This window comes from Polynucleobacter sp. IMCC30063 (assembly GCF_021395235.1).
Lineage (GTDB): Bacteria > Pseudomonadota > Gammaproteobacteria > Burkholderiales > Burkholderiaceae > Polynucleobacter.
The window spans coordinates 856,525-868,875 of sequence record NZ_JAJVCQ010000001.1; the positions used below are offsets into that span (position 1 = coordinate 856,525).

Here is a 12,351-nt window from a genome sequence, read left to right on the forward strand (position 1 = left end):
TAGGATGGGGAGAATGCTACTGAAGCCAATCCTTGCCACCATATATAGACCTTAAAACCGAATCATTCAATTGTTCTGGCGAGCCGTCATAAATGATTTTGCCTTCAGACATGCCAATGATTCTGGTAGCAAATCGTTTTGCTAATTCAACATCATGCATGTTGACTATTACTGGAATATTGAGCTTATTACCTAACTCTTGCATCAATTTCATTATCTCTACAGAAGTTTTTGGATCCAAAGAAGATGTAGGCTCATCGGCTAATAATAATCTTGGGCTTTGCATAATTGATCTAGCAATACCAACCCGTTGGCGCTGACCCCCAGATAGAGAATCAGCCCGTTGATTTTCAAAACCCCGTAAGCCAATCAAATCTAATAATTGATAGGCTTGCTCAATATCGGTCGGCGGGTAAATTCTGAGCCAGGCTTTTAATGCTGAAATATAGCCGAGGCGTCCAGAGAGAATATTTTCCATTACGGTCAGACGCTCTACTAAATTAAATTCCTGGAAAACCATCCCAATTTGACGCCGTGCCTTTCTAAGCGAGCTAGAGTTAAGTGTGACTAAATTCTCACCACAAAAATTAATTATTCCTCGAGTGGGCTCAACCAGACGATTAATGCAGCGAATCAGGGTTGACTTACCTGTACCAGAAGGGCCAATGATGGCTATGAGCCCACTTCCCTGCACAAAAATATTGATATTTGATAATACCAATTTACCTGGGACATACTCCTTATAAAGATTTTCAATCTTTAGCGTGGTGACACTTAAACTCATTTAATTTTTAGCAGCAGCTTTTTTGCGAGCCTCTTCTTCGCGGGAAGTCTCTTTATCGTAAGCAGAGCGATTAAATTTCTCCCCGCCATTTTCAGCAACTTGGCGTACTATGGCCCAATCTTTTTTATAAGTTATCGGGAAAAAACGATCGGCACCATCAAAGGCTTTTTTCATATCATCCGTAAAACGGTAATCGAAGAAGCACTTAAGTAGTTGATCTCTAAACTTTGGCTCTAAGTTATAAGCATATGCAAAAGAGGAAGTTGGAAATTTAGGGCTTTTATAAATAATGCGGAAGTCATCTTCATTTATTTGACCTCTTACTGCCATGCGATGAAATACATCTGAGGCAACTGCTGCACCATCATAATCACCTGAGCGAACCCCTAAAATTGATTGATCATGTTTACCAGAAAAGAGAATGTTGTAGTCGGTTCCTGGCGCAAGACCCTCTTTTGGAAATAAAGCCATTGGTGCCATGTGGCCAGAGTTTGAGGATGGGGATGTATGGGCAAATTTTTTGCCTTTCAAATCGGCCAGCTTTTGATAAGGGCTAGATTTTTTAACAACCACTAGCAAGTTATATCCCTGAAATTCTTTTTCGGTACCTTTAACAGCAAAAGGAACAGCGCCGGCAATATTGACAGCAAAGGCGGTTGGGCCTGTTGAAAACCCGCCCACATGTAAGCGGCCTGAGCGCATAGCTTCGATTTCTGCAGCATTCGACTGCACTTGGTAAAAAATGACTTTTTTACTGGTGCATTGGGCTAAATGGTCGGTAAAGGGTTTGAACACCTTTTCATATACCGCCGGGTCTTCAACGGGGGTATAGGTGAAAACAATCGTAGATGGCGTTTTAAGTAATTTAGGGTCGGTTGGGGTATCGGCAACCATATCGCCATTTTGGTCGCAATATTGGGGGTCAAGATCCCCACTGCTTTTGCATGCAGTTTGGGCAAAAACAGCGTATGACATCAACACTAGCAAGCTAAATATAATGCGCTTCATGCTAATTCTCCCTGTAAGTCTAATTAGTGTAATTATCTTATTTTAGACCCCTAAATATAGCCGATCTAAATGGCCGCTGGTAGTTCTGCAAAACTAATATTACAAGAGTAACATCAGAATCCTTATTACTATTTTTCTCTTCCTAAAGGCTAATGATGACGATTTCAATGTACCAAGCTAGCGCACCACGATTAATTCATGTTTTAAAGAATCTATCGGCTATTTTAGATAAGACTCAAGCCCATATCGAGGCTAAAAAATTAGATGTCACCGCCTTTACTTTGTTTCGTTTATTTCCCGATATGCTTAACCTCACGCGGCAAATTCAAATTGCTGCTGATACTGCAAAGGGCGTAGTTGCCCGATTAGCTGGCGTGGAAATTCCGGTGTATGAAGATAATGAGCAATCTATTGCAGATTTGAAGTTACGTATTGCTAAAACAATTGCTTTCATCGAAGGCATTAAACCTGAGCAGATTGATGGCACCGAAGATAAAGATATTATTACCAAGCGAGGCGATAAAGAGACCCATTACAAAGGCCTCCAGTTTTTATTAGGGCATGCCTTACCTAATGTCTATTTTCATGTCACCACTGCGTACAATATTTTGCGTCATAACGGCGTTGAGATTGGTAAACGCGATTATTTAGGTAGCATTTAACTGCGCATTCATTCAATCAATTTTTAAATCATTTATTTTAGGAAAGCTTCATGTCACCTGCAGCCACTTGCCCGTTTTCTGATAGCGCGGATGATCGTGCCTTAGCCAGACACACCACGAATGCCGACTGGTGGCCCAATCAATTGGATCTCAAGCTTTTAAATCAACACTCACCGCTAATTAATCCGATGCCTAAGGATTTTAATTACGCCAAAGAATTTCAAAGCCTAGATTTACATGCTGTTATCAAAGATCTCAATGCTTTGATGACAAACTCACAAGCATGGTGGCCCGCTGACTATGGGCACTACGGCCCATTCTTTATTCGCATGGCATGGCATAGTGCAGGCACTTATCGCATTGGCGATGGTCGTGGAGGCGCAGGTTCTGGCACACAACGTTTTGCGCCACTAAATAGCTGGCCTGATAATGGCAATCTCGATAAGGCACGCAGATTGATTTGGCCTATTAAGCAAAAGTATGGTCGTAAAATTTCTTGGGCTGACCTCATGGTGCTTGCCGGTACGATTGCGCTGCAGTCAATGGGCTTAAAGATTGTTGGTTTTGCCGGTGGGCGCGAAGATGTCTGGGAAGGTGAAGACATTTATTGGGGTTCAGAAGGACAGTGGCTAGCCGATAAGCGTTATAGCGGTGACCGAGAATTAGAAAAGCCACTCGCTGCAGTACAAATGGGCTTGATCTATGTAAATCCTGAGGGTCCTGATGGTAACCCTGATCCACTAGCTGCTGCGCGCGATATACGGGAGACCTTTGCCCGTATGGCGATGGACGATACTGAGACGGTCGCTCTCATTGCTGGCGGACATACCTTTGGTAAAGCCCATGGTGCTGCTGATCCAGCAAAGTATGTTGGCCCAGAGCCCGAAGCTGCACCGATTGCAGAACAAGCCTTTGGTTGGAAAAATACTTTTGGAACTGGCTCTGGGGATGATGCTATTACTAGCGGCTTAGAAGGCGCATGGACAACAAATCCTATCCAGTGGGATAACAACTATTTTGATCATCTATTCGGTTATGAGTGGGAGTTAACAAAGAGCCCCGCAGGTGCTCATCAATGGACGCCAAAAGAGGCATCGGCAGCCGGCACCGTACCTGATGCACATGATCCTGCTAAGAAACATGCACCGATGATGTTTACAACCGATCTGGCCTTGAAGATGGATCCAAGTTACCGCATTATTTCGGAGCGGTTTCATGCCCATCCAGAAGAATTGGCGGACGTTTTTTCTAAGGCTTGGTACAAATTAACCCACCGTGATATGGGACCTATCTCACGTTATCTTGGTCCCCTTGTACCAAAGCAGCAGCAATTGTGGCAAGACCCGATTCCTCCAGTCACTCACCCCTTGATCGATGTAGAAGATATAACTAACTTAAAGCAAAAAATATTAGCATCACCGCTCTCAATTGCACAGTTAGTAAAAACGGCTTGGGCATCAGCAAGCACATTTCGGGGAGGCGATAAACGTGGTGGAGCTAATGGCGCTCGTTTACGTTTGGCGCCGCAAAAAGATTGGCCAGTCAACCAGCCCGCCGAGTTGGCCACTAGTTTGCAAATACTAGAGGCTATCCAAACAGAATTCAATGCTTCACAGACTTCTGGAAAAAAAGTTTCACTGGCTGATTTAATTGTTCTAGGCGGGAATGCAGCGATTGAATCGGCAGCCCAGAAAGCAGATCAAGCGCTAACGCTACCATTTTTTCCTGGTCGGACTGATGCAGCGCAAGAGCAAACTGACATACATTCTTTTGCTGTACTGGAGCCACGTGCCGATGGGTTTCGTAACTACATGGGTGATGGCAATGTGGCTGCAGCCGCCGAACGCTTAATTGACCGCGCCAATCAGTTGACCCTGACAGCACCTGAAATGACGGTATTGATTGGCGGCATGCGGGTTCTCAATGCCAATTTTGATCAGTCAGCATATGGTGTTTTCACGCAGCGCCCCGAGACCTTAACGAATGATTTTTTTGTTAATTTACTGGATATGAATACTAAGTGGCAGCAAAGAGATGCAGCTACTGGCGTGCTTGAAGGCATGGATCGAGCCACAGGAAAGCTGAAGTGGTCTGGAACGCTGGTCGATCTTGTTTTTGGTTCTAATTCACAGTTACGCGCGCTAGCAGAGGTTTATGCTTGTGCTGATGCGCAAACTAAGTTTATCAATGATTTTGCCGCAGCTTGGAATAAAGTGATGAACCTAGACCGTTATGATTTAGCTTAATCTGCTTCTTGATTAAATGTGACGACATGATCGGCAACTAAGTGAATACCAATTTTTTCACCAATGGCATGATCATGATGACTGGGAACAAAGGCAAAAATTTCAGTACCTGATGCAAGCTTTAGAGTATAGAGAAAATCGGCACCTCGAAACGTTTTTCTCACTACCTCAGCTTGCGTTGGGCTGGCATCATCATGTTGAATATCGTCAGCACGAAGTAGTACATCAATTTCTTCGCCAACTGCGTTACTGTGGCCGGGATCTAAATCTAATTCGCCCAGCTCGATATTTACTTTTCCACTAGCTTGAACCACTCCTTTGACAAATACGCCGCGACCAATAAAGTCGGCGATATAACGATTAATCGGTTTGTGATACAGCTCATAAGGGGAATCCCATTGCATCACTTTGCCATCAACCATCACCCCAATTTGATCGGCAATTGCAAACGCTTCGAATTGATCGTGAGTGACCAATAGAGCGGTTATCTTATTGGCCTTGAGAATGGCGCGCATTTCCCCTGCAAGGCGCTCTCTTAATTCAATGTCTAGACTAGAGAATGGTTCATCAAGCAAAATGAGGTCGGGTTCGGGGGCCATTGCTCTAGCTAGGGCTACACGTTGTTGTTGCCCGCCACTAAGCTCATGAGGAAAGACATTGGCTTTATCTGCCAATGAGACCCGCTTTAACCACTCTATAGCTAGGGATTTTCTTTGAGCGCCGGGAAAATGTTGCAAACCAAAAGCGACATTTTCTAAAACTGTCAGATGTGGGAAGAGAGCAAAATCTTGAAACACCATACCAACCCGTCTTTGGCTTGGCGCGATATGAGTGGTAGGCGAGCTAACAACGCTATTACGAAGCAGAATTTCGCCTTTTTGCACGGGTTCAAAGCCGCAAATGGCCCTGAGCACAGAAGATTTACCGCAGCCCGAGGAGCCTAATAAACAGCCAATCTCACCTTGCTGCAGCTCTAGATCTAGATCATTAACAGCCATAACCTGCCCCTGCCCAGTGTGATTAGGATAGGTAATTTCAAGGTGTTTTATTGAAAGCAGGGGGCAATTCACGTTCATCCCTATAATTTTCTCATTAATGTAAATGGTTTAATACATAACTAAAGTCTAAACGGATTGTGGATTTGATGAGTCGAATCGTCGTACCGCTGGCACTCTTATTGTTTTTGCCCCTGTTTGGCTTGGCACTCCCATTTTTATTGCCAGAATTCAGCGGCAACGCTGATAGTGCAAGTAACACGCTAGTGACTAGCACGCTAGCTCATTTATGGCATTTTGTCCTTGGGGATTACCTCGTATCGACATTGGCATTAATTTTCGGGGTGGGAATTGGCGTATTTATTCTTGGAGTTGGGAACGCTTGGATAATTGCAAGCTATCAATTTCCTGGCAAGAAATTTTTTGCATGGGCATTAATTTTGCCTTTGGCTGTACCGACTTACGTAATGGCGTATCTTTTTGTCGATCTATTGCAATTTTCAGGGCCCGTGCAAAGCGCAATTCGATCTTTATGGGGATTAGATTCTTTATGGTTTTTTCCTGACCCAAGATCATTAAGTGGCGCAATATGGTCTTTTTCTTTTTGCTTATATCCGTATGTTTATTTAATTACTCGCACCGCTTTTTTAGAGCGAAGCAGTCGTTTGATCGAAGTTTCTGAAACTTTAGGTTACAGTGAGATGCAGGCCTTATGGAAATTGATCTTACCGATGGCTAGGCCCGCAATCTTTGCGGGAATGGCGTTGGCCCTCATGGAAGTTTTGGCTGACTTTGGTGCAGTCTCTTACTTTGGGGTGCAAACTTTTGCCACTGGCATTTTTAAAGCTTGGCTATCTTTTGGTGATCGTATGGCCGCAATAGAGCTGGCACTGGGTTTACTCGGTTTTGTTTTATTCATCTTTTTTATTGAACAGCGTAGTCGTTCTCAACTGCGCTATTCATCCTCTTTCCAAAGTAAGTCTTTGGCTAAGACCTTACATGGTAGACGTGCATTACTAGCGTTTTTATTTTGCGGTCTAACCATCACCTGCGGTTTTCTATTGCCCGCATTTGCACTACTGCAACTGCTTTACAAACAAGGCTTTAATCTCGACATACGATATTTTGCATGGCTTGGTAACTCCTTATCGGTGTCTTTCATCACTGCCTTCACCTCAGTCTTATTAGCCTTATTTTTTGCCTATGCTGTGAGATTACATGCACGCTTGGCTTGGGTTAATCGTTTATTGAGCTTTGGGTATGCCTTACCAGGCGCAGTTTTGGCCATTGGGGTACTTTCTTTTTTAGAAATTTTTCAGATTGCTTGGTGGGTTTCTGCCAGCATACTTATTTTGATTTACGCATATCTAGTACGATTTTTATCCTCTAGCTTGCAAACTGTTGAAGCAGGTTTAGCGCGGATTACCCCCTCAATGGATGGCTCGGCAGCATTATTTGGCTTATCTCAGTTACAGATTTTACGAAGGGTGCACGTACCGTTACTCCAGCGGAGTCTGCTTACCGCTGGATTATTTGTTTTTGTTGACGTGATGAAAGAATTACCTGCCACCTTACTGCTACGCCCATTTAATTTTGATACCTTAGCCGTAGCCACCTACCAATTAGCGGCTGATGAGCGCTTGGCAGAGCTAGCATTACCATCGCTAACTATTGTGCTGGCTGGTCTTTTGCCGGTCTTGGTGCTATCTCGGCTCATGTCTAAGCCCTAATTCTTAATTGATAATCATTCTTATTTGTGATATATTAGTTCAAATCTAATTAAATCTAGCTTGAGAATAGGGCATTCGTAATAGAAATGAGAAATCAAAATTTGACGCAAAAGATTCCGCTCGCCTTAAGTGTGAGCACATTAATTATTGCTTTATTACTCATCAGTTTTTGGGCTACTAATCCTGTTATTGCACAAACAGCGAATGAAACAAAAGAGCTTAATTTATATTCCGCTCGACACTATCAAACCGATGAGGCTCTCTACAGCGGCTTTACTAAGAAGACGGGAATTAAAATTAATCGGATTGAAGCAGATGACAATGCCTTAGCTGAAAGATTAAAGAGCGAAGGCAACAAAAGTCCAGCCGATGTTATTTTGATGGTTGATGCAGCGCGTCTTTGGCGGGCACAAATTGATGGTTTCTTTAAACCCATTCAATCGCCCTATTTGGAAAGCCGAATTCCAGCAAATTTACGCGCGAAGCCTGATGCACAAGGCACGACCTGGTTTGGTTTTTCGACTCGAGCGCGTTTAGTTGTATATAACAAATCTACAGTGAAGCCTCAGGATGTGGATACCTACGAAAAATTAGCAGAACCCCTTAATAAAGGCAAGGTTTGCACCCGCTCAGGTGCACATCCTTATATGTTGTCGCTCATTGGGGCGATGATCGAGCGTCGCGGAGAAGAGGCAACCGAAGCTTGGGCCAAAGGAATGGTAGCCAATATGGCACGACCCCCAAGAGGCGGTGATACCGATCAAATTAAGGCCGTTGCTGCGGGTGAGTGTGGTGTGGCCCTAACTAATTCTTATTATTTAGTGAGATTATTGCGCTCTAAAAATCCAGAGGATCAGGCCATTGTTTCTAAAATTGGCTTTGTCTGGCCCAATCAACAGACCTCTGGCGTACACATTAATATTGCTGGGGGCGGGGTAGCGAAGAATGCGCCGCATTCTCAAGCAGCAATTCAATTTCTAGACTACTTGGCAAGTGACTCTGCGCAAGAGTATTTTGCTAATGGAAATAATGAGTGGCCAGTCGTTAAGTCAGTAAAGTTAGAAAATGAAGGACTTAAAATGCTCGGGTCATTTAAGGCCGAAAATATTTCAATTGCGGCAATTGGTAAGAACCAAATTGCCGCACAAAGATTGCTAGATCGGGTGGGGTATAAATGAGATTTTAGTGGCAGTGTGGAGTTACTATAGTTACAATAACCTCAACCTATGAAACAAAATAAAGCTAAACCAAGCGCTAGAGCAACATTAAAAAATATTGCTCTTAAGGCAAAGGTAGATCCATCAACAGTTTCAAGAGTGTTGTCACAAAATCCTAATCAAAGGGTCTCCAGCAAAACAAAAAAGAAAATTTTAGAGGTTGCGAAGGGTTTAGATTATCAGCCTAATATTAGTGCACGTAGTCTCAGGGTGTCTAAAACTTTTTCGATTGGAATAGTGGTACCACAGCTTGATAACCCTGTTTTTTCAGAAATTATCAAGGGCGCCGAAAGAGGCGCGAGTGAAAAAGGCTATAGCCTGGTTATTTCTTATCTAGAGGATGGCCCATCTAAGGGCGAGCCATATAAAAAATTAATTCAATCTAATCGGGTTGATGGTCTTTTAGTAACTACTTTAAATAAAAATAGTGCAATTCTTCGGGCGGCAAAAAAATCAACCGTACCAGTAGTAGTTCTCAATCGCAAAGTTCCAGGATTAATAAACTCAGTCTATTTTAATAGTTCGCGAGCCGCAAAAATTGCCACTGAGTATTTAATATCACAGGGCCATAAGCATATTGCACATTTATCTGGTCAAGTTAATTCATCATCAGGAGTAGGCCGATTTTATGGGTATAAAGAGGCGTTAGAACAGGCAATGATTCCGTTTAACCCTAATTTAGTAGAGGTAAGTGGCTATTCAATTTTGGGGGGTTCGCAGGCCACAGAGAAGCTTTTAGTCAACCCAAAGGCAAAACCTACCGCTATATTTGCCTTAACACTGAATGTTGCTGTAGGGGCGATGATGGCTTTACAAAAAAACGGGTTTAGCGTTCCTAAAGATATGTCTATAGTAGCCATTCATGATGGCCCAATTGCTAGTGCACTTCATCCCCCTTTGACTACCGTACAAATGCCTTCCCAAAAAATGGGTTATGAAGGTGCAATAGGGCTAATTAACTTAATTGAAAAAAATCAAAATAAAGTCTTGGTAGAGCTTCTACCAGGGGAGTTAATTATTAGAGAATCAGTAAAAAATATATCAAAAAATAAATAAGACTTTTATAGCGACATGCCAATTTCATTGGCCCTTATTAGCGACTCAATAATTCTGGCATCAGTTGCTTTTGGGGATAGGTTATTAATATAAGGCGCCATCATGGTCTTAGAGGCAATATCTTCTAATTCCAAGGGATTCAATCCTTCTACACCAAAATCCTTAAAGCTAACAGGCAGACCTAAGGACTGACAAAATTTTGCATGAGTCTTAATTTCAGTTGAAGAACGATTTTCAGCTATCAGTTGCACAATAGAACCAAAGGCAACAATTTCTCCATGCAGAAATTTAGTCATGATGGGATGCGCTGTAAAGCCCCTTGTGAGGGCATGTGCCAGCGAAAGTCCTGCACTTTCAAAGCCTAAACCACTGAGAAGAACTGATGCCTCAGTTGCTCTCTCAACTGCTTCATTAGGTGATTGATATTGTTTTATTTGCTTTACGGCTTCTTCACCATATTCCAGAATAGTTTCGTAGCATTTATCTGCCAGTAGACGAGCAGTAGCTAGTGATGGGGTGCCAAAAAAGTTTTTCCCTTGGTTAAAAAAGCATTGTTCTGCCTCAAATTTTTTACTCAACGCATCACCAAGTCCTGCAACAAAAAACCTTAATGGGGCATGAGAAATAATATTGGTGTCAACAATAACGACATCTGGATTTCGAGCCATATAGTCAACACGGGCAATCCGATGGTGCTCATCGTATAAAACAATTAATCTACTTGTAGGGGAATCGTTAGAGGCGATCGTAGGCAGAATGAAAAGAGGTAATTTGCAGTTAAAGGCAATCCACTTAGCACAATCAATGGTTTTCCCGCCACCAAATCCCAACACGATATCGGCATTCAAGTCGCTAACTTGGGCCGCGAGTTGAGAGACAACTTCAGGCGTTATCTCGCCAGGAAATAAAACGAAATTAGCAGTAAAGCCCTTTTGGGAAAGCGTATTTTGCAGGCATTCCCCATTCATTTTATTGACTACTTCATCCAGAATAACAACAACGTTAATTACATTAAAGCTTTTTAGTAACTCAGGAATTTCTTTTAGCGCCCCTGGGCCTTGAATATATCTACCAGGAAACCCCATGGTTTTTATTGTCATGAATTCAATTGCCCCAATAGAAATCTCTGCGTCCACCATCCATGCAAATTAATTCGCCATTAATAAAGGCTGCCTGTATTGAGCTTAAAAAGGTAACTAGCGCAGCAACCTCCTCGGGCAGGCAAGTGCGGCCGACGGGATTTTGTTTTTGCAAAATTTCCCTCATTTCAGGGGTGAATTGGGCAATTAACTCAGTTTCAACATATCCAGGAGCAATCGCATTGACGGTTATGCCTAACCCGCCAACTTCTTTCGCTAGAGTTTTTGTAAGCCCAGCAATTGCTGCTTTCGCAGCGGAATAATGAGATATACCAGCTCTACCTCCGCCAGTAAAATTCATAGAAGACATATTAATAATCCTGCCAAAATGATTCTTTTCCATTAAAGGAATCATAGCTCGAGACCATAAAAAAGTACTTTTGAGGTGTGCATTAATCATTTGATCCCATGCACTCACAGGCATGTCTCGCAGTAAATAGGTCGGCTTAACTCCTATACCCGCATTATTAACAAGTACATCACACCGTTGAAAGATATTCTCAATTTCCTTTACTACTTCTTTAACTTGATTTTCATTAGAAGCATCAGCCAAATAAAAAAATGCAGAAATATCTTTGGCTTTTAATTCCTTAATGGCTGCTTGACCAGCTGCTTTATCAATATCAATTAGGATGATCTTGCAACCCTCTGCGCCCAATGTAAAAGCATCTGCTAAGCCAATGCCTTTAGCACCACCCGTAATAACGCAGACTTTATTAGTTAAGCCAAAATTCATCTTTATCCTTTAATTGCACCAGCTGCCAAGCCTTTAATGAAATAACGCCCTAAAAATACAAATATTAGAAATAAAGGAATGGCAATTAAAGTTGCGCCAGCCATTAATTCACCCCAGCGCGCATCAAATGAGCCGATTAAGGAGGCCAGACCCACTGGTAAGGTTTTATTGAGATCGCTACTCACTAGTACAAATGCAAATACATAATCTGTCCAAGACAATAGAAATGAAAAAATAGAAACGGTAATAATTCCTGGGAGCGATAGGGGGAGCACAACCCGGAAGAATGCGCCAGCACGAGAACAGCCATCGACCATTGCAGCTTCCTCTAAATCAAAAGGCATCACTTTAAAAAACCCCCAAAGCATCCACACACCCAGTGGAATTGTTAAGGTGCAATGAGCTAAAACAACAGCAATTAAACTATCAGCAAGGCCAAGAGTCGCAAAAATTGATAGTAAAGGAATGGCTAACATTAAGGGTGGAAACATATACGCATATAACATGCTACCCACAATCATTGTTTTACCTGGCACGCGATAGCGTGTTACGACATAGGCAATGATGATCGAAATAATTAAAGTGATAACCACAACTGCCAGCGCCACAATAATACTATTCATGAACTGCAGGGGGTAGTCTGTTAATTCTAGAAGGTTTCTATATGAGGTGAATTGCCAGTCGATTGTTTTTGGAATTAAAGTGGGTATATCAAATAACTCTTTTTCTGGACGGAGACTCGAGATGATCATCCAATATATGGGGAAAAATGACCAGA

General features: G+C 42.5%; 11 protein-coding genes. 5 read left to right on the forward strand and 6 right to left on the reverse strand.

What is annotated here, in order from left to right:
* Positions 1 to 16: 16 nt before the first annotated feature.
* Together phnC and phnD are read right to left on the reverse strand one after the other, a co-directional pair.
* Positions 17 to 784 (reverse strand): phosphonate ABC transporter ATP-binding protein, encoded by a 768-nt coding sequence (gene phnC, locus LZG75_RS04385; RefSeq protein WP_233925223.1) that lies wholly within the window; start codon positions 782 to 784, stop codon positions 17 to 19.
* Positions 785 to 1,792 (reverse strand): phosphate/phosphite/phosphonate ABC transporter substrate-binding protein, encoded by a 1,008-nt coding sequence (gene phnD, locus LZG75_RS04390; RefSeq protein WP_255696516.1) that lies wholly within the window; start codon positions 1,790 to 1,792, stop codon positions 785 to 787.
* 155 nt (positions 1,793 to 1,947) lie between these two features.
* Here phnD and LZG75_RS04395 point away from each other — a divergent pair, with 155 nt between their 5' ends.
* Positions 1,948 to 2,454 carry a DUF1993 family protein gene (locus LZG75_RS04395; protein WP_233935634.1) on the forward strand — a complete coding sequence of 169 codons (507 nt, stop codon included), beginning with the start codon at positions 1,948 to 1,950 and terminating at the stop codon, positions 2,452 to 2,454.
* A gap of 50 nt (positions 2,455 to 2,504) precedes the next feature.
* A complete protein-coding gene (katG, locus tag LZG75_RS04400) occupies positions 2,505 to 4,700 on the forward strand; it encodes a catalase/peroxidase HPI (RefSeq protein ID WP_233935645.1) in 2,196 nt (731 codons plus the stop codon).
* Here katG and LZG75_RS04405 read toward each other — a convergent pair.
* Positions 4,697 to 5,698 (reverse strand): ABC transporter ATP-binding protein, encoded by a 1,002-nt coding sequence (locus LZG75_RS04405; protein WP_233935647.1) that lies wholly within the window; start codon positions 5,696 to 5,698, stop codon positions 4,697 to 4,699. The genes katG and LZG75_RS04405 overlap by 4 nt on opposite strands.
* Before the next feature lie 146 nt (positions 5,699 to 5,844).
* On the opposite strand from LZG75_RS04405, the gene LZG75_RS04410 reads away from it, so the two are divergent.
* The 3 genes from LZG75_RS04410 (at position 5,845) to LZG75_RS04420 (ending at position 9,698) form a co-directional block, all read left to right on the forward strand.
* The gene (locus tag LZG75_RS04410) at positions 5,845 to 7,425 is read left to right on the forward strand and encodes an iron ABC transporter permease (RefSeq protein WP_233935649.1); all 1,581 of its coding nucleotides are present in this window, start codon (positions 5,845 to 5,847) and stop codon (positions 7,423 to 7,425) included.
* A gap of 86 nt (positions 7,426 to 7,511) precedes the next feature.
* Positions 7,512 to 8,603, forward strand: coding sequence for an extracellular solute-binding protein (locus LZG75_RS04415; RefSeq protein ID WP_233935651.1), 1,092 nt, complete (start codon positions 7,512 to 7,514; stop codon positions 8,601 to 8,603).
* Between the two features lie 48 nt (positions 8,604 to 8,651).
* Positions 8,652 to 9,698, forward strand: a complete 1,047-nt coding sequence (locus tag LZG75_RS04420) for a LacI family DNA-binding transcriptional regulator (RefSeq protein ID WP_233925217.1) — start codon at positions 8,652 to 8,654, stop codon at positions 9,696 to 9,698.
* A gap of 5 nt (positions 9,699 to 9,703) precedes the next feature.
* On the opposite strand, the gene LZG75_RS04425 is transcribed toward LZG75_RS04420, so the two are convergent.
* The 3 genes from LZG75_RS04425 to LZG75_RS04435 are packed head-to-tail and all read right to left on the reverse strand — an operon-like array spanning position 9,704 to position 12,196.
* Positions 9,704 to 10,798: a glycerol dehydrogenase gene (locus LZG75_RS04425; RefSeq protein ID WP_233925216.1), complete on the reverse strand. Its 1,095-nt coding sequence runs from the start codon at positions 10,796 to 10,798 to the stop codon at positions 9,704 to 9,706.
* A 4-nt stretch (positions 10,799 to 10,802) separates the two neighbouring features.
* Complete coding sequence (locus LZG75_RS04430) at positions 10,803 to 11,573, reverse strand: SDR family NAD(P)-dependent oxidoreductase (RefSeq protein ID WP_233925215.1); 771 nt, start codon at positions 11,571 to 11,573, stop codon at positions 10,803 to 10,805.
* A gap of 2 nt (positions 11,574 to 11,575) precedes the next feature.
* Positions 11,576 to 12,196: a carbohydrate ABC transporter permease gene (locus LZG75_RS04435; RefSeq protein WP_233925214.1), complete on the reverse strand. Its 621-nt coding sequence runs from the start codon at positions 12,194 to 12,196 to the stop codon at positions 11,576 to 11,578.
* Between the last annotated feature and the right edge of the window lie 155 nt (positions 12,197 to 12,351).